General features: G+C 71.7%; 17 protein-coding genes. 10 read left to right on the top strand and 7 right to left on the bottom strand.

The window, feature by feature from the left end; translation table 11 throughout:
- The first annotated feature begins 44 nt into the window (after nt 1-44).
- Nucleotides 45-1,127 carry an N-formylglutamate amidohydrolase gene (locus ACT26F_RS05100; protein WP_471669414.1) on the top strand — a complete coding sequence of 361 codons (1,083 nt, stop codon included), beginning with the start codon at nt 45-47 and terminating at the stop codon, nt 1,125-1,127.
- 1 nt (nt 1,128) lies between these two features.
- Here the strand turns inward: ACT26F_RS05100 and ACT26F_RS05095 are convergent, their stop codons facing one another.
- From ACT26F_RS05095 to ACT26F_RS05080, 4 genes are all read right to left on the bottom strand, one after another.
- The gene (locus ACT26F_RS05095; protein WP_471669413.1) at nt 1,129-1,548 is read right to left on the bottom strand and encodes an acyl-CoA thioesterase; all 420 of its coding nucleotides are present in this window, start codon (nt 1,546-1,548) and stop codon (nt 1,129-1,131) included.
- The gene (gene smc / locus ACT26F_RS05090; RefSeq protein WP_471669412.1) at nt 1,545-5,099 is read right to left on the bottom strand and encodes a chromosome segregation protein SMC; all 3,555 of its coding nucleotides are present in this window, start codon (nt 5,097-5,099) and stop codon (nt 1,545-1,547) included. The genes ACT26F_RS05095 and smc overlap by 4 nt, the downstream gene beginning before the upstream one ends.
- Nucleotides 5,100-5,163: 64 nt before the next feature.
- A complete protein-coding gene (locus tag ACT26F_RS05085) occupies nt 5,164-5,355 on the bottom strand; it encodes a hypothetical protein (protein ID WP_471669411.1) in 192 nt (63 codons plus the stop codon).
- A gap of 85 nt (nt 5,356-5,440) precedes the next feature.
- Complete coding sequence (locus tag ACT26F_RS05080; protein WP_471669409.1) at nt 5,441-6,589, bottom strand: N-acetylglucosamine-6-phosphate deacetylase; 1,149 nt, start codon at nt 6,587-6,589, stop codon at nt 5,441-5,443.
- Nucleotides 6,590-6,639: 50 nt separating this feature from the next.
- Between ACT26F_RS05080 and ACT26F_RS05075 the strand changes: the two genes are divergently transcribed.
- Nucleotides 6,640-7,146, top strand: a complete 507-nt coding sequence (locus ACT26F_RS05075; protein ID WP_471669408.1) for a PH domain-containing protein — start codon at nt 6,640-6,642, stop codon at nt 7,144-7,146.
- Nucleotides 7,130-8,587 (top strand): PH domain-containing protein, encoded by a 1,458-nt coding sequence (locus ACT26F_RS05070; protein ID WP_471669407.1) that lies wholly within the window; start codon nt 7,130-7,132, stop codon nt 8,585-8,587. The genes ACT26F_RS05075 and ACT26F_RS05070 overlap by 17 nt, the downstream gene beginning before the upstream one ends.
- Here the strand turns inward: ACT26F_RS05070 and dusB are convergent.
- Genes dusB through ACT26F_RS05055 form a run of 3 tightly spaced genes read right to left on the bottom strand, consistent with a single transcriptional unit; the run spans nt 8,482 to nt 11,554 of the window.
- Nucleotides 8,482-9,618: a tRNA dihydrouridine synthase DusB gene (gene dusB / locus ACT26F_RS05065; RefSeq protein ID WP_471669406.1), complete on the bottom strand. Its 1,137-nt coding sequence runs from the start codon at nt 9,616-9,618 to the stop codon at nt 8,482-8,484. The two genes, ACT26F_RS05070 and dusB, sit on opposite strands and share 106 nt — an antisense overlap.
- Nucleotides 9,606-10,166, bottom strand: coding sequence for a hypothetical protein (locus tag ACT26F_RS05060; protein WP_471669405.1), 561 nt, complete (start codon nt 10,164-10,166; stop codon nt 9,606-9,608). Before ACT26F_RS05060 ends, dusB begins: the two co-directional genes overlap by 13 nt.
- Nucleotides 10,167-10,168: 2 nt before the next feature.
- Nucleotides 10,169-11,554: a glycine--tRNA ligase gene (locus ACT26F_RS05055; RefSeq protein WP_471669404.1), complete on the bottom strand. Its 1,386-nt coding sequence runs from the start codon at nt 11,552-11,554 to the stop codon at nt 10,169-10,171.
- 317 nt (nt 11,555-11,871) lie between these two features.
- Between ACT26F_RS05055 and ACT26F_RS05050 the strand changes: the two genes are divergently transcribed.
- The 7 genes from ACT26F_RS05050 (at nt 11,872) to nagB (ending at nt 19,256) form a co-directional block, all read left to right on the top strand.
- Nucleotides 11,872-12,993, top strand: coding sequence for an ROK family transcriptional regulator (locus ACT26F_RS05050; protein ID WP_471669403.1), 1,122 nt, complete (start codon nt 11,872-11,874; stop codon nt 12,991-12,993).
- 50 nt (nt 12,994-13,043) lie between these two features.
- A complete protein-coding gene (locus ACT26F_RS05045; protein ID WP_471669402.1) occupies nt 13,044-14,297 on the top strand; it encodes an extracellular solute-binding protein in 1,254 nt (417 codons plus the stop codon).
- A gap of 103 nt (nt 14,298-14,400) precedes the next feature.
- On the top strand, nt 14,401-15,303 hold the full coding sequence (locus ACT26F_RS05040) for a carbohydrate ABC transporter permease (protein ID WP_471669401.1): 903 nt from the start codon (nt 14,401-14,403) through the stop codon (nt 15,301-15,303).
- Nucleotides 15,300-16,142, top strand: a complete 843-nt coding sequence (locus tag ACT26F_RS05035; RefSeq protein ID WP_471669400.1) for a carbohydrate ABC transporter permease — start codon at nt 15,300-15,302, stop codon at nt 16,140-16,142. The genes ACT26F_RS05040 and ACT26F_RS05035 overlap by 4 nt, the downstream gene beginning before the upstream one ends.
- On the top strand, nt 16,139-17,578 hold the full coding sequence (locus ACT26F_RS05030) for a glycoside hydrolase family 3 N-terminal domain-containing protein (RefSeq protein ID WP_471669399.1): 1,440 nt from the start codon (nt 16,139-16,141) through the stop codon (nt 17,576-17,578). The genes ACT26F_RS05035 and ACT26F_RS05030 overlap by 4 nt, the downstream gene beginning before the upstream one ends.
- Entirely contained in the window at nt 17,575-18,498 is a 924-nt protein-coding gene (locus ACT26F_RS05025) for an ROK family protein (protein WP_471669398.1), read from the top strand. The genes ACT26F_RS05030 and ACT26F_RS05025 overlap by 4 nt, the downstream gene beginning before the upstream one ends.
- Nucleotides 18,498-19,256 carry a glucosamine-6-phosphate deaminase gene (gene nagB / locus ACT26F_RS05020; protein ID WP_471669397.1) on the top strand — a complete coding sequence of 253 codons (759 nt, stop codon included), beginning with the start codon at nt 18,498-18,500 and terminating at the stop codon, nt 19,254-19,256. The genes ACT26F_RS05025 and nagB overlap by 1 nt, the downstream gene beginning before the upstream one ends.
- Nucleotide 19,257 lies beyond the last annotated feature (1 nt).

Here is a 19,257-nt window from a genome sequence, read left to right as displayed (position 1 = left end):
GAATCGGGTCCGCTCGCACCCCGAAGACCACTAGCGTGTGCTCCGTGACCGAGGGCGCCGTGGAGTTCATCGCAGCGGGGACCACGTTCGTGCCCGAGGACATCACGTACTGGGCCGACCGAGGGACGCGCACGCTCGACGACGCCCTCGCCGAGGCCGATCTGCTGGTCTCGTGCCCCCATGCCGGTGCCGAGATCCCCGAGGAGCTCGCTCCGTGGATCGACCCGGCCCTGACCAAGCGCCTGCAGTTCGACTTCACCGACGTCACGACGCGCGCCATCGCCCGCCGCTGGGCCGAGATCGACCCGACGATCGTCTACGTCGAGAATCCGCATCCCCGCCTCGTGCGCGACCCGAACCGGCCCCGTCCCGCCGACCCGGGGGCGAGTCTCGCCGAGGCCCTGCGCCGGACGCGGGCGGCCGATGGGCGACCCCTCGACCTCGCCGGGATCGACGCGATCCGGCCCGTGACGTTCGCCGGAGTCCGGGTCCTGCGCGTTCCCGACACCGAGGCCGGGATCGACGAGCTGGTCGAGACACTCCTGACGGTCGGCGCACGCGGCGTGGACGTGTACCAGCAGACGCGCCGCGACCTGATCGAGCGGCTGCTCACCGTGCGACCCACCTCCCCCCACCTGCCGATCACGACGGTCTCCCTGCACGACACGATGAACAACACGGCGCGACCGGACGGGGCGATCACCGCCGAGCGCCACCCTGACGACCGGTTGCCGGACGTCGTCGCCCTGTCGAACCGGGGCGACATCGCCGGCAACCCTCGTCCCGAGGATCCGGCCGTGACGATGGATCCGGAGCGCCTGCGCGTCCTGGCGGACTCGCACCGCACGGCGTTCCGGGTCAGCAGCCACGACGAGGTGGCGCTCAACCGGCCGTACCTGGGTGGCGACGAGATCGTCTCGGCGGCGGGCGAGTTCGGCCGCCGCGAGGACACCGTCCTCGATGCCGTGCAGGCCGAGTTCCGCCGCGGCTACCTGCTCGGCGACCGTTCCGTGCGCGAGCTGCTCGCACCCGGCACCGGATGGCCCTCGACCGACCACGAGCGCGTCGACAAGATCGCCAAGCGCCTGCGCCGCGCCTGGGCCCACTACCGCACGACGATCGGCTGAGCTAGGTCCGCACGAGCGGGGCCAGGACCGCGCGGATCTCGTCGGGGATCGCGGTGACCTGACGGTCCTCGCCCGCGACGTACACGTGAACGAACCGGCCGATCGCGGCGGGCTCGGGGTCGTCGCCCTGGTAGAGGCCGATCTCGTAGACGACGCTGGAGTTGCCCAGCTTCGTGACGGTCAGCCCCGCTACGACGTCGAGCGGGAAGCGCAGCTCGCGCAGGAAGCGGCACGAGGTCTCCGCGACGATCCCGTAGGCGGGAAGGCTGCGGATGTCGGTGCCCGTGGCCTGCATGAGGTAGCCGTTCACGGCGGTGTCGAAGTACGAGTAGTACTTGACGTTGTTGACGTGGCCGTAGACGTCCTCGTCCTCCCAGCGGGTCGTGATCCGGTAGGTGGCGCCGTGGGCGGCGAGCGTCACGCCGAGACCTCCTCGCGCAGCCGCTGGCTGATCACCGCCGAGACGCCATCGCCGCGCATCGTGACGCCGTACAGCGCGTCGCAGACCTCCATCGTGCGCTTCTGGTGCGTGATCACGATCAACTGGCTGTTCGCGCGCAGCTCCTCGTAGATCTCGAGCAGTCGGCCGAGGTTCGTGTCGTCGAGCGCCGCCTCGACCTCGTCGAGGATGTAGAACGGGCTGGGCCGCGCCTTGAACAGCGACACCAGGAACGCGACCGCCACGAGCGAGCGCTCGCCGCCGGACAGCAGCGACAGCCGCTTGACCTTCTTGCCGGGCGGTCGCGCCTCGACGTCGATCCCGGTCGAGAGCATGTCGGACGGGTCGGTCAGCACGAGCCGGCCCTCGCCGCCGGGGAACAGCCGCGCGAACACGTGGTTGAACTCGCGCTCGACGTCGTTCCACGCCTCCGTGAAGACCTGCTCGACCTTCGCGTCGACCTCGTCGACGATCTCCATCAGGTCCTCGCGGGTGCGCTTGAGGTCGTCCATCTGCTCGGAGAGGAACTGGTGCCGCTCCTCCAGCGCCGAGAACTCCTCCAAGGCCAGCGGGTTGACCTTGCCGAGCATCGCCAGCTCGCGCTCGGCGGTCTTGAGCCGCTTGGCCTGCTCGGTGCGGTCGAACGGGATCGGCTCGATCTCGCCGGACTCGTCGGTCTGTCCCTCGATGCCGATCGGCAGCACCATCTGGTCGGGGCCGTACTCGGCGATGAGCGTCTCCGGGGCGATGCCGAGCTCCTCGAGGGCTCGCTCCTCCAGACCCTCGAGCCGCAGCCGCAGCTGGGCACGCTGCATCTCGTCCTTGTGCACGGAGTCGGTGAGGCCCTCGAGCTCGGCCGACAGCTCGCGCACCTGCGTGCGAGCCGCGCGCAGCCGCTCCTCGCGGTCGCGGCGCGACTCCTCGATGCCGGCTCGCAGGGTCGCGGCCTCGGCGATCGACTGCTCGAGTCGGGCCATCGTGATCTCGGTGGCCTGCAGCACCGCGGTGGCGACCTCGGCCTCGCGGCGTCGACGCTCGGCGCGCTGGCGGGCACGCTCGCGGGCCTCGCGCTCGGCCTCGGCGGACTCCAGCAGGGCCGCGACCTGCGCCTTCAGCGCCTTGGCGCGCTCCTCGTCGGTGCGCAGCGCGAGCCGGGCGTCGGTCTCGGCGCGCCGCGACGCGGAAGCGGCCTCGGCAAGGCGCTCGAGCTCGGTCGTGTCGGGCTCGGCCTCCGGGGCCTCCTCGGCCGCCGTGAGTCGCTCCTCCAGTTCGGCCAGTCCCGCGACGTCGCGGTCGCGCGCCTCGGCGGCCGCGGCGATCGCGCTCTCCAACCGCTCGGCCTCCGCCGCGGCGGACCGGCTCGTCGTACCGAGTTGGGCCAGCTTCTCTGCGACCGCCGACATCGACGCGTCGGACTCGTGCAGCCTCGCCAACGCGGCCTCGACGCGATCGCGGGCCTCCGTCGCGGCGTTCTGCGACGTCTCGACCTCGAACCGCAGCGACTCGAGCGCCCGCGTGGACCGGTCGATCGTCTCGGCCGCCTCGTCGATCGCCGCGGTGACCTCGATCAGGCTGGGCGCGGAGGACGAGCCGCCCTCGGCGAAGTGCGCGCCGATCCGGTCGCCGTCGGCGGTGACGGCCGTGACGTCCGGCAGGGCCGCGACGAGCCGTCGGGCGTCGTCGAGCGCATCGACGACCGCGACCTTGTGCAGCAGCCGGCGCAGCGACCCGCGCAGCTCCGCCGGACCCTCGACGAGCGTCTCGGCGTACTGGGCACCGGCGGGCAGTGCGGGCCAGTCGTCGGTCGTGACGTCGTCGCCGCCGAGCAGCAGTCCCGCCCGGCCGAGGTCCTCGTCGCGCAGCAGGTGCAGCGCGCTGATCGCCGAGTCGACCCGATCGACCGCGACCGCGTCGGCCGCCGAGCCGAGGGCGGCCGCGACGGCGGCCTCGTGCCCGCCGCGCACCGTGATGAGCGCGGCCACGGAGCCGAGCAGACCGTTGAGCCGGTCGGACGCCGCGAGCAGCGCACCGGACCCGTCCTTGCGGTTCAGGCCGAGCTCGAGGGCCTCCTTGCGGGCCGTGGCGGTGGCCAGCCGGCGCTCGAGCTCGGTGCGGCGCTCGGTGAGCTCCGCGCTCGCGGCCTCGGCCCGTGCCAGCTGCTCCTCGCCCTGCTCGAGCTCCTCGTCCAGTCCGGACTCGCCTGCGCTGAGGCCGGCGATCGTGCTCTCAAGGGCGCTGAACTCGTGCTGGGACGCGTCGGCTCGCTGCCGAGCCTCGAGCTGGGCGGCCGTCAGTCGGCCGATCTCCTCGTCGGCGGCGGCCGCACGGCTCTTGAGTCCGTTGACCTGGCCGTGCAGGCGGGCCAGCCCCTCACGTCGGTCCGCCGCGGCGCGCAGCAGGCCGGCGATGCGGCGCTCCTCGTCGGAGTAGGTCGTCTCGGCCGCGCCGCGCGCGGTGACCGCGGCCTCGAGCGCGAGGGCCGACTGCTCGACTGCGGCGTCGAGCTCGGTGAGCCGCTCCTGGGCACGACGGGCGTCGGCCTCGAGCTCCTCCGGGTCGCGTCCGGCGACCCGGTCGTCGGAGGCGTCCGCTGCGAGCCGGACCCGGTCGCGGGCGAGGTTGGCGGTGCCGTTGAACCGTTCGCGCAGGCTGCCGAGCGCGTAGCCGGTCTCCTGCGCACGCGTCAGCAGTGGCGCGTCGGTGGCGAGGGCCTGCTCCAGCTCGGTCTCGAGCTGCCGGGCCTCGGCGAGGGCCTTCTCGACGGCCTCGCGTCGGGCGCGCAGCACCGACTCGTCCGCGAGCTCGGTCTCGATCGTGGTGCGGGCGGCGACGATGTCGTCGGCCAGCAGGCGGGCCCGCGCATCGCGCACCGTGGCCTGGATGCCCTGCGCCCGGCGGGCGACCTCGGCCTGGCGACCGAGCGGCTTGAGTTGGCGACGCAGCTCGGTGAGCACGTCGTTGAGCCGGGTCAGGTTGTCCTGCGTGGCGTCGAGCTTGCGGAGCGCCTTCTCCTTGCGCTTGCGGTGCTTGAGGACGCCGGCGGCCTCCTCGACGAACCCGCGGCGCTCCTCGGGGGTGGCGCGCAGGACGGAGTCGAGCTGTCCCTGGCCGACGATGACGTGCATCTCGCGGCCGATGCCGGAGTCGCTCAGCAGCTCCTGGACGTCGAGCAGACGGCACGTGTTGCCGTTGATCGCGTACTCCGAGCCGCCGCTGCGGAACATCGTGCGGCTGATCGTGACCTCGGAGTACTCGATCGGCAGGGCGCCGTCACTGTTGTCGATCGTGAGGACGACCTCGGCGCGGCCGAGCGGGGCGCGGCCCGCCGTACCGGCGAAGATAACGTCCTCCATCTTGCCGCCGCGCAGCGTCTTGGCGCCCTGTTCGCCCATGACCCACGAGAGGGCGTCGACGACATTGGACTTGCCGGAGCCGTTGGGCCCGACCACGGCGGTGATGCCGGGTTCGAGGGCCAGGGTGGTCGAGGAGGCGAACGACTTGAATCCCCGCAGCGTCAGGGTCTTCAGATACACGCCGTCAGCCTAGTGCCTGCGATCCGCCAGATCGCAGAGGCAGTACCGACGTCGTGAACCGATCTCAGTGAGAGGCGGTCTCGAGCAGTTCGGCGAAGTCGTGCGAGTCGGCGAGACGGGCGAGGAGTCCGTCGTTCTCGGCCTTGAGCCGCAGGACCTCGTTCTCGAGATCGGCGATGCGGCGGCGGAGTACTGCCACTTCGTGGGCGTGCTCCGGGCTGGGGCCGCCGACGTATCCGTACAGCGCTTTGGCCATGGTCGTCCTATTCAGGGTTTCTTCGGGAAGGGCAGCACAAAAACCGGCTGCATACCGTGAGTATCCCACCGCCGGGGGCGCAGGGTCAACCGACCCGTGCCCCGGCCAGCCACGTCGCCGTGACCTGCAACGAGGCGGCGTCGAGCACCACCAGATCGGCCGGCGTCCCCGCCGCGAGCGTGCCCAACTCGGGGGCTCCCAGGGCGATCGCCGGGACGGTGCTCGCGGCCCGGATCGCGGTGGCCGGATCCACCCCGGCGACACGGACCACGTTGGCGATGCACGTGTCGAGCCGGACGGCGGCACCGGCGATCGTGCCGTCGTCGCGGCGGGCCGGCTGGTCCTCGGCGATCACGACGGGGTCCCCGCCCAGCTCGTAGCGGCCCGGCGCCATCCCGAACGTGGACAGGTCGTCGGTGACGAGCATGATCCGGCCGGCGGCGCACGCGAACGCGACGCGCAGCGCTATCGGGTCGACATGGTGCAGGTCGGCGATCAGGCCGGGGGTGAGCCGGTCGTCGGTGAGCGCCACGCCCACGACTCCCCCGTCGCGGTGCCGCAGCGGGCGCTGGGCGTTGTACAGGTGGGTCACGAGCGTTGCGCCCGCGTCGACCGCGCGCGTGACGGTCGCGTCGTCGGCGTCGCTGTGGCCGATGCTCACACGCACTCCCGCCGCGACGAGGCGCTCGACGGCCGCGATGCCGCCCTCTCGCTCGGGAGCCAGCGTCACGTAGCCGAGGTCCGCTCCCCCGGCCTCGATCAACGCGTCGACCCGCTCGGGAGTCGGGTCGACGAGACAGTGCTCGCGGTGGGCTCCCTTGCAGGCGGCCGAGATGAACGGGCCCTCGACGTGTGCCGGCAGCAGGCGGGTGGCGCCGGGCCGGCCGTCGAGCCGGGCCCGCTGCCGGGTGAAAGCGCGCAACTGACCGACGAGGTCGTCGACCGGCGCCGTGATGAACGTCGGCGCGATCGCGGTGACGCCCGTCGCGGCGAGGCCGTCGACGATACGCTCCCAGTCCGCGTCGTCCGCCGCGGCGAAGTCCGCGCCGTACGCGCCGTTGATCTGGGCGTCGATCAGGCCGGGCGAGAGGATCCCGTCGTGGTGCTCGTCCGCGACCCGCGGCGGGGCACCCGTCCCGGACGCGATGATCGCTCCGTCCTCGACCTCGACCCACCCCGGCTCGAGGTCCACGTCGACGTCGACGACGGCGGCAGCGCTGATCAGGAGGCCCACGAGACCGGACCGTACACCGTCGGTCGAGGGTCGATGCCTAGGGTTGTGGCATGCGCGTGGACCTCTTCACCACACCGGAAGGCGACTGGACCCCGGTGTCGCGGAGCCTCGCGACGGCCCGTGGCCTGCTGGGCACCGCCGGCGGCGTGCTGCTGATCGTGATCTCGTTCCCGCTGTGGTTCGCGTTCTCCGGCTCCGTCGGCTCGTGGGCCTGGACGCTGTGGATCCCGGCCGTGTGCGGTGTGGTCCTCATCATCTGGGTGTGGTGGTGGGCACCGCGGAACCAGCGCAGCTGGGGCTACGACGAGGCCGAGGACGACTTCCTCGTCCGTGGCGGGATCATGTTCCGCCGGCTCGTCGTCGTGCCCTACGGCCGCATGCAGTACGTCGACGTCGAGTCCGGGCCGATCGCGCGCCACTTCGGCTTCGGCACCGTCACCCTGCACACCGCCTCGACCCGCACCGCCGCCGAGATCCCGGGCGTCCCGCTCGAGGAGGCGCGACGCCTGCGCGACCGGCTGACCGAGCTCGGGGAGGGTCATGGATCCGGCGTCTGATCCGGGACCGCAGTTCGGACCGGGACTGCGCACCGCCGCCTCGGGTCTGCGGACGCATCCGCTCACGGCCGTGCTCCAGGGCCTGCTGTGGGGCACGGCCGTCGCCGCGGGCCTCGGCTGGCAGTTCATCGACAACCCCGACTGGCGCCAGCTGCTGATCATCCCGGCAGGCTTCCTCGTCGGGCTGCTCGCCGGCTGGGTGACGTGGCTGTTCACCCGCTACGTCATCGACGACGCCGAGATCCGGATCGAGCGGGGAGTCATCTTCCGGTCGTCGCGGCGCATCCCGTTCGCCCGGCTGCAGTCGGTCGACATCAACGAGCCGCTGCTGGCGCGACTCGTCGGTCTCTCCGAGCTGACCCTCGAGATGGCCGGCGGCGCGGAGTCCAAGACCCGGCTGCGCTTCCTCACGCTCAGCGAGTCGCGACGCATGCGCGGCCTGCTGCTGGCCCGCGCGCACGGCGCTCCCGCGGACGTACAGCCGGGCGCGGAGTACGACGAGCCGCCGCGCGAGGTCCTGCACGTCGTCCCGGCCGACCAGATCATCATCGGCACGCTGCTGTCGCTCGACTTCGTCGCGACGCTCCTCGGCGCGATCGCCGCGATCGCCGCGGCGCTGCTCGTCGAGGTCAGCTGGGCCTCGATCGGCGTGGTGTTCGCAATCCTGCTGCCCACCGCGTTCGCACTCATGCAGATGGTCGGCGACCGCGTGATCGCCCAGTGGAACTTCACGGTGTCTCGCGGCGACCGCGGCCTGCGCATCGACCGCGGCCTGCTCAGCCGCAGCTCACAGACCATCCCGTACGACCGCGTGCAGGCGATCGGCATCGTCGAGCCGCTCGTGTGGCGGGCCTTCGACTGGGCTCGCCTCGACGTCGACATCGCCGGCTACGGCCACTCGTCCGGCGAGTCCGGAGGCGTCTCGACGACGACCCTGCTGCCGATCGCGGTCAAGGGCCTCGCGCGGCGCCTCGTCGACGAGCTGATCCCCGATCCCGAGCGCGGCACGGGCGAGCGGGTGAATCCCCCGGCGCGCTCGATGGTGTTCGCACCGATCGGCTGGCGCTACCGCTGGTTCACGTCGACGACGTCCACCGTGACGTCGGCGAGCGGCTGGCTCACGCGACGCCGGGCGATCCTGCCACTGCACAAGGTGCAGTCGGTCGAGTTCAGCCAGGGTCCGGTCGAGCGCCGGCTGCACCTGGCCTCGGTGCAGGTGCACTCCCCCGACGGCCCCGTGCGCGCGGCGATCCTGCACCTCGAACAGGGCGCGGCCCGTGACCTCGCGTTCCAGGAGGTCGAGCTGGCGCGTCACGCGCGCCACGTCGTGCGGGATCAGCCGCCGCTGACCGCGTCCTCGGCGGCGCCGTCCATCGCGCCCGACATCTCGCGGGTCGACAGCCAGCCGTCCGGCAGCACGACCTTCCTCGGCGAGCCCTGACGGCCGCGCGGCACGCCGAGCTCGGAGACGGGGAACGGCTCGTCCGGGTCGAGCTCGGCGAGCAGCTCGTCGAGTGCCCGGTAGGACGAGATGTGGCCGAGCCGGTCGCGCACGCTCGATCCGGCGCGGAAGCCCTTGAGGTACCACGCGACGTGCTTGCGGAACTCGACGCAGCCGCGCTCCTCGCCGAGCCAGTCGCCGAGCAGCTCGGCGTGGCGGCGCATGACGGAGGCGACCTCACCGAGGCGCGGCAGCGTGGCGACCTGCTCGCCGGAGAAGGCCGCGGCGAGGTCGCGGAACAGCCACGGACGGCCGAGGCAGCCGCGACCGACGACCACCCCGTCGCACCCGGTCTCCTCGACCATGCGGAGCGCGTCGGAGGCCTCCCAGACGTCCCCGTTGCCCAGCACGGGGATGCCGACGGCGGCCTTCAGCTCGCCGATCGCGTCCCAGTCCGCACGGCCGCTGTAGTGCTGTGCCGCCGTCCGGCCGTGCAGCGCGATCGCCGCGCAGCCGGTCTCCTGCGCGATCCGGCCCGCGTCGAGATACGTCAGGTGGTCGTCGTCGATGCCCTTGCGGGTCTTCATCGTGACCGGCACGCCGTACGGCGCCGCCGCGTTGACAGCCTCGGTGAGGATGTCCGCGAGGAGCCCGGCCTTCCACGGCAGGGCCGAGCCGCCACCCTTGCGGGTGATCTTGGGGACCGGGCAGCCGAAGTTCAGGTCGACGTGGTCGACGCCGTGGTCCCCGCACAGGATCGCGACGGCGCGACCGACGATCTGGGGGTCGATCCCGTACAGCTGGACCGACCGCACGCCCTCACCCTCGGCGAAGGTCAGCATCGACAGGCTCGTCTTGTCGCCCTCGACGAGACCGCGGCTCGTGATCATCTCGCACACGTAGAGTCCCGCGCCCTGCTCGGCGCACAGCCGACGGAACGCGACGTTCGTGACCCCCGCCATCGGCGCGAGGACGACGGGGACGTCGACGTGGACGTTCCCGAGGCTCAGCCCGGCCGTCAGGGTGTCCATCGCACCGCCGTCGTGACGTCGCCGGGCTGGAAGTCCACCGACGAGACGGTCGCTCCCCTCGGCGCGAAGAACAGCAGGCAGCCCTCGGCCGAGGCACCGGCCGCCATCGATGCGGCCACCTTCGGCGCGCGGCACGTCGTGAGGCCGGCCGGAGCGGCGCTGGCTGGCACGAGGACGTCGCCGGAGATGTGCAGCCACCACGGCACGCCCTCGGCGAACGCCGCGGCGTTGGGTCCGCGGTTGCCGACCATGACACGAACGTAGTAGGCCTGCATGCCGTCCGGCGTCGAGAAGAGCGCGAGGTCGCGGGGTCGCGCCTTCTCCACGCTTTTGACCCCCAGCGCCAGGGCGGTGCCGGCCTCGCTCGTGTCGGGGTAGGCGACGGTGAGCGTCTCACCGACCTTCACCGACGCGCCGGGGTCGGACAGCTCGATCCCCGCCGGGGCCGCGAAGGTCGGCTCCTGCGTCGCGGGGTCGTCGTCGCCGCCGGAGCAGCCGGCGAGCACGAGGACCGCCGCGACGGCGGTCGCGATCGTGAGCCTGCGCATCGTCAGCAACCGACGAGGCGCGTGGCGAGGTACGCCGAGACCTGGTCCAGGGCGACCCGCTCCTGCGTCATCGAGTCGCGCTCGCGGATCGTGACGGCGTGGTCCTCGAGCGTGTCGAAGTCGACCGTGATGCAGAACGGCGTGCCGATCTCGTCCTGGCGGCGGTAGCGCTTGCCGATCGCCTGCGAGTCGTCGAAGTCGACGTTCCAGTTCTGGCGCAACTCGGCGGCCAGGTCGCGTGCCTTGGGCGACAGGTCCTCGTTGCGCGAGAGCGGCAGCACGGCGGCCTTGACCGGCGCGAGGCGCGGGTCGAGCCGCAGCACGGTGCGCTTGTCGACCCCGCCCTTGGAGTTCGGCGCCTCGTCCTCGGTGTACGCGTCGACCAGGAAGGCCATGAGCGAGCGGTTCACGCCGGCTGCCGGCTCGATGACGTACGGCGTGTACCGCTCGCCGGAGGCCTGGTCGAAGTAGTCCAGGTTGGAGCCGGAGTGCTTCGCGTGCGTCGACAGGTCGAAGTCGGTGCGGTTCGCGACGCCCTCGAGCTCGCCGAACTGCGAACCGGCGAAGCCGAAGCGGTACTCGATGTCGACGGTGCGCTTGGAGTAGTGCGAGAGCTTCTCGGCCGGGTGCTCGTAGAGCCGCAGGTTGTCCGGGTTGACGCCCAGGTCGATGTACCACTGCAGGCGCGTGTCGATCCAGTACTGGTGCCACTGCTCGTCCTCGCCAGGCTTGACGAAGAACTCCATCTCCATCTGCTCGAACTCGCGCGTGCGGAAGATGAAGTTGCCCGGCGTGATCTCGTTGCGGAAGCTCTTGCCGATCTGGCCGATGCCGAACGGGGGCTTCTTGCGCGAGGAGTTCACGACCTGGCCGAAGTTGACGAAGATGCCCTGCGCGGTCTCGGGGCGCAGGTAGTGCAGGCCCTCGGAGTCCTCGACCGGTCCGAGGAAGGTCTTGAGCAGGCCGTTGAAGTTGCGCGGCTCGGTCCACTCGCCGCGGGTGCCGCAGTTCGCGCACACGAGCACGCTCATCTCGACCGCGTCGGGGTCGTCGAGGCCGTGCTTCTCGGCGTACGCCTCCTGCAGGTGGTCCTGGCGGTAGCGCTTGTGACAGTTGAGGCACTCCACGAGCGGGTCGACGAACGCCGCGAGGTGGCCGGAGGCCTCCCACACGGGCGTCGGCAGGATCACCGAGGAGTCCAGACCGACGACGTCGTCACGGCCCTGGACCATCGACTTCCACCACTGGCGCTTGACGTTGTCCTTGAGCTCGACGCCGAGGGGCCCGTAGTCCCACGCGGAGCGGGTGCCGCCGTAGATCTCTCCGCACTGGTAGACGAAGCCGCGGCGCTTGCACAGGCTGGTGACGGTGTCGAGGACTGAAGCCATGGGGAATTTCCTGTTCCGGCTGGGTGTCGGCGGGCCCTGCACGTCGTCGTGACAACGCGCGCCCGAGTTCGCCCGCCCACGATACTCCGAGGGCACGAGGGCGCTCCGCGCCGGAGTCGCCCGAGGAGGTTGAGGTGCGAGGGCGCCCCGCGCCCGAAGCCTCGAAACCCGGTCACCTGAGGGAACCCATCCAGCACGCGTGGTCTCGATACACCGCTCGTTCCTCGCGGCACTCGACCACCGTGGCGGTGATCCCGAAATCGAATCGTTACCCGAAACCGCTTGCACGTCTTTAGTTAGTTTGGTTTATTAACTACGTGACCACGACCACAACCGGCCCGCAGCGCCGCGGCAACCAGCGCGGCCGCGCCGTCGGCAAGGTGCGCCCGGCCGACACGCGCCGCCATCACCGCACCCTGGTGATGCAGCACCTGGTCGACCACGGTCCCACGACGCGCGCCGACCTCGCCCGCGAGACCGGCCTGACCCGCGTCACCGTCTCCGACCTCGTCGCCGAGATGATCGACGAGTCCCTGCTCGCCGACATCGGCCAGCGGCCGGGCACGCACCTGGGCAAGCCCGCGACCCTCGTCGCGGTGTCCGAGCAGGCTCCCGTCATCGTCGCGATCGACCTGTCCGACGACTCGCACTTCGACGGCGCCCTGGTCGACCTGCACGGGCAGGTCCTCGTGCGCGAGCAGTCCCCGTTCTCCCGGGGTACCGACGCCGTCGACGAGATCTCCTCACTCGTCGCCCGGTTGATCGAGCGCGCTCCACGTCCCGTGCTCGGCATCGGCGTCGGCACCCCGGGCATCGTCGACGACGACGGCGTCGTCCTGCAGGCCCCGAACCTCGCATGGGACGACGTCCCGCTCGCGGCGACGCTGAACGAACGCCACGGCCTGCCCGTCGCGGTCGCCAACGACGCCAACATCGCGGCGGTCGCCGAGGGCGCCTTCGGCGACGGCGACCCCGCGGGCCTGCTCATGGTCACGATCGGCCAAGGCGTCGGCGGCGGCATCCTCGTCGACGGCCAGCCCGTCGCCGGCCCGCTGCAGTCGGCCGGCGAGCTCGGCCACATCGTCGTCGTCCCCGACGGCATCGCGTGCGCGTGCGGCAACCGCGGCTGCCTCGAGACCCTGCTCCGGGCCCCGGCCCTGCGGGCTGCCGACTCCGACGAGGCGCGCAGCCACGTCGGCGATCTCCTCGGTTCGGTGCTGACGCCGATCGTGACGACCCTCGGCATCGCCGACGTCGTCCTGCACGGCCCCACCGACCTGCTCGACGGACCCGTGCTGGACGCAGCACGCGCGGCCGTCGCGCGCCAGAGCCTCCCCTTCGTCGCGCAACGCATCAGGATCCGCCTGGTCGCGCACGACGAGCTCGTCCTGACCGGGGCGGCGGCGCTCGTGCGCCACCGCGAGCTGGGAGTCGTGTGAGGTGCGCCGCGCCGAACACTCCACCACCACCACATCATGAGAGGCACATCATGAAGCTCCGTAAGTTCGTGGCGAGCGCGGCCGTGGCCGGAATCGCCCTCACCGCACTCGCAGCGTGCGGCGGCGGGGACGACGACACGTCGTCCGACTCCGGGTCCGACACCATCACCCTGTGGCTCGCCGGCAAGGAGGACACCCCGAAGGAGGCCGCCGACTGGCTGACCAAGGAGTTCGCCGCGCAGCACGACGGCAAGAACCTCAAGATCGAGCGGATCGACTGGGGCGAGCTGACGACCCGACTCAACACGGCGCTGCCGAGCGACAAGTCCCCCGACGTCGTCGAGGTCGGCAACACGCAGGCCGCGTCGTACACCAGCATCGGCGCCTTCACCGACCTGACCGACAAGGCCGACGAGCTCGGCAAGATGGGCCCGGAGTCCTTCGTCGAGGCCGGCACGTGGGACGGCAAGCTCTACGCCGTGCCGTACTACTGGGGCTCGCGCTACGTCTTCTACAGCAAGAAGGCGTTCAAGGACGCCGGCCTCGAGGTGCCGGCGACGCTGACCGACTTCGAGTCCGCCGCGACCCAGCTCAAGACCGCGGGCGGCGACAAGTACAGCGGCTTCTGGCTGCCCGGCCAGGACTGGCGCAACGGCATCAGCTGGATCTTCGCCAACGGCGGCGACATCGCCGTGCAGGACGGCGACAGCTGGGTCGGCAAGCTGTCCAGCCCCGAGTCCGTCAAGGGTCTCGAGCAGTGGCAGCAGCTGGCCGAGAAGGCCACGACCGCGCCGAAGGACGGCAAGGACGAGGAGCCGTGGACCGCGTTCAACAACGGTGAGGCCGCCATGTTCATGGCGCCGAGCTGGGCGCGCTGGTCCGTCGCCGAGGACAAGGCCGACGACCTGGGCGGCTTCGCACTGCCCGGTGTCGACGGTGACGCCGCTCCGGTCTTCGCCGGTGGCTCGAACATCGCCGTGTCCGCCAAGTCCAAGAACCAGGACCTGGCCTTCGACGTGCTCAAGCTGATCTACAGCGACGACTACCAGCAGCTGCTGGCCAAGAACGGCCTCGGCCCGGCCAACGACGAGTTCACGTCGCTCATGGGTGACGACGAGTTCGCCCAGGCCGCGATCGCCGCTGCCGGCAACTCCAAGCTGACCCCGACGTCGCCCAACTGGGTCGCCGTCGAGTCGTCCAGCCTGATGGAGGAGTTCTTCGGTGCCATCGCGAACGGCGAGGACGTCGCCACCGTCGCGAAGGACACCGACGCCAAGCTCGAGGAGACGCTCAACAAGAAGTGACTCCTCGATACTGAGGGAGCCGGTGGGGCCCGGTCACCAGGCCGGGCCCCACACCTCTGACCAGCCACACCCCTGAACCGCCACCCCGCCGACAAGGAGCACCATGAGCACGCCGACCGCCGCACGCAGGTACGGGCCCTACGCCCTGCTGCTGCCGGCGATGGCGATCCTGATCATCGCGATGGGCTACCCGCTCGTCCGCCAGGTCGTCATGTCGTTCCAGGAGTACGGCCGGGCCCAGCAGTTCGGTCAGCCGGCGCCCTTCGTGGGGCTGGACAACTACACCGCGCTGTTCACCGATCCGCAGATGTGGGCGGTCGTGGGCCGGTCGCTGGCCTTCTGCGCCGTCAACGTCGCCGCCACGATGGCGATCGGCATCGCGCTGGCCACGCTCCTGCAGCACGTCTCGCGCGCACCGCGACTCATCCTGCAGATCGCGATGCTGCTGGCGTGGGCCATGCCCGTCATCGCCGCGATGACCTCGTGGCAGTGGCTGTTCGACACCCGCTACGGCGTCATCAACTGGACGCTCACCCACCTGGGCTTCGAGTCCTTCGAGGACCACAACTGGCTCACCAACCCGTGGTCCTTCTACTTCGTCGCCACCGTGATCGTCGTGTGGATGAGCGTGCCGTTCGTGATGTTCACCGTCTACGCCGCGCTGACCCAGGTGTCCGAGGACGCCCTCGAGGCCGGCGAGCTCGACGGCGCCAACGCGTGGCAGCGGTTCCGGCACATCGTCTACCCGACGATCCGCCCCGTCCTGACCATCACGCTGCTGCTGCAGGTCGTGTGGGACCTGCGGGTCTTCGCCCAGATCTACTACCTGCAGGGCGTCGGCGGCACCCCGAGCGAGACGCACCTGCTCGGCACCTACATCTACACGCTCGGCATCGGCCAGAGCGACTACGGCATGGCGTCCGCGCTCGCGATGTTCGTCCTCGTGCTCACGCTCGCCCTGACCGCCGGCTACGTGCGCGCCCTGCTCAAGGAGGCCCGAACATGAGCAGCACCCTGAAGCGCCGCGCGTGGTCGCGCCGCGTGTGGGGCGTCGTCGCGGTGCTCGTCGCCGTGGCGTGGATCTTCCCCGTCTACTGGATCGTCAACAGCGCGTTCCAGCCCGCGGAGCGACTGCGCTCCCCCGAGCCCGCGTGGTTCCCGCGCGACCTCACCGGCTCGGGCTTCGGCCGGGTCTTCGACGACGCGTTCGTGTCGTCCTTCAAACTCAGCATCACGGTCACGCTGATCGCCGTCGTGTTCGCGGGACTGTGCGCCTTCCTCGGCGCCGTGGCGATCTCCCGATTCCGCTTCCGCGGCCGCATGCAGTTCATCCTGGTCGTGCTCGCGATCCAGATGATCCCGCCGGAGGCGCTGTTCATCAGCCAGTACAAGATGCTGGGCGACGCGGGCCTGTACAACACGGTGCCGGGTCTGGGCCTGCTCTACATCGCGATGATCCTGCCGTTCACGATCTGGATGCTCCGCGGCTTCGCCGACGGCGTGCCGATCGAGCTCGAGGAGGCGGCGATGGTCGACGGCTGCAGCCGCACGCGCGCCTTCTTCACGATCACGTTCCCGCTGCTCGCGCCCGGCCTCGTCGCCGCGAGTGTCTACGGGTTCCTGCAGGCGTGGAACGAGTTCACCCTCGCCGTCGTCGTCATGGACCCGTCGAACCGCACCCTGCCGCTGTGGCTGCGCGGCCTGTCCGACGTCTCGAACGAGGCGATCGACTGGCCCGGCGTGATGGCCGGCGCGACGATGGTCGCCGTCCCGGTGATCGTCTTCTTCATGATCGTCCAGGGCCGCATGACGAGCGGTCTCGTCTCGGGGGCGGTGAAGGGATGAGCGTGCGCTCCGACGCCTTCGGCGTGATGCTGGCCGCCTTCCACGGACCGAGCCTGCCCGGCTGGCTCGCCGGTGCCTACGACGAAGGGCTCGCGGGGATCTGCCTGTACGGCGACAACGTCGGACCCGACGGCGACATCACCGCCCTGTCACGCGCGGTCTCCGCGGTCGACCCGACCCGCATCCTCGCGCTCGACGAGGAGGGCGGCGACGTCACGCGCCTGCACATGGCCGGCGGCAGCCCCCACCCGGGCAACGCCGCGCTGGGCCTGGTCGACGACGTCGAGGCGACCCGAACCGTCGCCGCCGGCATCGGGGCGGAGCTGCGCGCCGCCGGTGTGTGGCTCGACCTCGGCCCGTGCGCGGACGTCAACAGCAATCCCCTCAACCCCGTCATCGGCACCCGCAGTTTCGGCGCCGATCCCGACCTGACCGCCCGGCACGTCGTCGCCTTCGTGGAGGGCCTCGCGGCACAGGGCGTCGCCGCCTCGGTCAAGCACTTCCCGGGCCACGGCGACACGAGCGCCGACTCCCACCTCGAGCTGCCGCGCGTCACCGCGCCGCTCGACGTCCTGGAGGAGCGCGAGCTGGTGCCCTTCCGCGCGGCCATCGAGGCCGGGGCCGCGACGATCATGACGTCGCACGTCGTGCTCGAGGCGATCGACCCGGAGCGCCCGGCGACCGTTAGCCCCGACGTCCTCACCGGACTGCTGCGCGATCGCCTGGGCTACGAGGGCGTGATCGTCAGCGATGCGCTCGACATGGCCGGCGCCAGTGCCGAGCTGGGCATCGGCGGCGCCGCCGTCGCCGCGCTCGCCGCCGGGGCCGACCTGCTCTGCCTCGGCCCCGAGGCGTCCGACGAGCCGGCCACGCTGCGCCTCGCGGTCGACGCGGTCGAGGCCGCCGTCGCCGAGGGGGCGCTCACGGCCGAGCGACTCGCCGACGCGGCCCGTCGGGTCCGTCTGCTGCGCGGCCGGTGGTCGGCGTGGGACGGCACCGCGGCGGACGACGCCGTCGAGGCCGGTCGGGCCGCATCGCGCCGCGTCGCCGCCGACGTCGTCGCGCGCGCCGGCGTGACCCACGTCGAGGGCCTCGCGACGGTCGTCCGCATCGACACGGGGACGAACCCCGCCGTCGGCACGACCGACTGGGGCCGACTCGATCTCGACGGCGAGGTCGTCGACCTCACCGCCCGCGACCTGCCCGCGACCGGACCCTTCGGCGGCGATGTGCTCGTCGTGGCACGGCGCGCGACGGCGCACCCCGACGTCTGGGCGTGGATCGAGGCACAGCTCGACGCCAACCCGCGGGCCCGGCTCGTCGACCTGGGCTGGCCCGATCCGCGCTACGCCGACCGCACCGACGTGATCAGCACGATGGGCTCGTCCGCGGTCCTGATCGACGCCCTCGGCCACGCCCTGCGAGGTGAGGCATGAGCACTCCCCTCATCGTCGGTCTGGACATCGGGGGCACGAGCGTCAAGGCCATCGCCGTGTCGCCCGCCGACCCCGACGGTCCCGCCCTGGCCGAGCTGCAACGGCCCACCGAGCACGGCGAGGACGGCATCCGCGACGGCATCGCCGTCGTCGTCAAGGAGCTGACCGCCGCCGTGGGCCCGGACGCCGAGGTCGTGGGGATCGGCGTCGGCATCCCCGGCTTCGTGATGCGCGGCGCCACGTCCCACGCCGTGAACCTCGGGCTCGGAGCCGAGCCCGTCGACCTGCTGCCGACCCTCACGGCGCTCACCGCCGGCCCCGTGCGTGTGCAGAACGACGTCAAGGCCGCCGCCCTCGGCGCCCGGGCGTGGCTCGCCGAGCGCGACCCCGGCGTCCACGACTACGCCCTCGTGAACATCGGCACGGGCCTGGCCGCCGGCATGGTGCTCGACGGCCGGCTGCGTGAGGGCGCGACCGGGCTGGCCGGCGAGATCGGCCACCTGATCTTCGACCGCGGCGGGCCGCAGTGCCCGTGCGGCCAGTTCGGCTGCCTCGAGCTGTACGCCTCGGGCAGCGGGCTGCGTCGCGGCTGGTCCGGCACCGCGACCGAGCTGTTCGAGGCCGCCTCGGGCGGGGACCGGCACGCCGCCGGCCTGGCAGATGACCTGACGGCCGGGATCGCCCACGCGATCACGATGCTCGCCTACGCGCCCGACGTCGCGCTCATGCTCGTCACGGGTGGCGTCGTCGCCCGCACCCCCGCGCTGCGTGAGGCCGTCACCGCACGGCTCGCCCACGACGATCGCACCCTCGTCGGTCGGGCCGTCCCGGTCGCCGACCGCGTGCGCTGGCTGCCCGAGGACGTCGCCGTCGGCACGCGTGGCGCCGCCCTGCTCGTCTGCGAAGGAGTGAAGGTCTGATGGAGGTCGTCGTCACCACGAGCCCCGGCGAGGTCGCCGCGGACGCGATCGCCGGACACGTCCGGCCCGGTGCCGTGCTGGGCCTGGCCACCGGCTCGTCCCCCCTGCCCGTGTACGAGGCGCTGCTGAAGCGCCGCGACGCCGGTCGGCTCTCGTTCGACGGCGTCCGGGCGTTCACCCTCGACGAGTACCTCGGCCTGCCGCGCACGCATCCGGAGAGCTACCACTCGGTCATCCGGCGGGAGTTCACCGACGCCGCCGGGATCGAGGTGGACGGCCCCGACGGCGAGGCGACGGACGTGCCCGCCGAGGCGGCACGCTACGAGGCCGCGATCCGGGATGCCGGAGGCATCGACGTCCAGCTGCTCGGCATCGGCACCGACGGGCACATCGGGTTCAACGAGCCCGGCTCCTCGCTCGCGTCGCGCACCCGCACCAAGACCCTCACGCCGCAGACCCGCGAGGACAACGCCCGCTTCTTCGACTCGGTGGAGGACGTGCCGATCCACGTGCTGACGCAGGGCCTGGGCACGATCCTCGAGGCGCGCCACGTCGTCCTCGTCGCACGCGGCTCGGCGAAGGCAGCCGCCGTCGCCGCCGCCGTGGAGGGCCCGGTCAGCGCCTTCTGCCCGGCCTCGGTGCTGCAGTTGCACCAGCACGTGACGTTCGTCGTCGACCCGGCCGCCGCGGCCGACCTCAAGCTGCTCGACTACTACCGCTTCACCATGACCCACAAGCCGGACTGGCAGGACTGGTGAC

The sequence above is a fragment of the Aeromicrobium sp. SP1 genome (assembly GCF_055663785.1).
The sequence above is the reverse complement of the archived record's forward strand: the minus strand, read 5'-3'. Positions and strand labels throughout refer to the sequence as shown.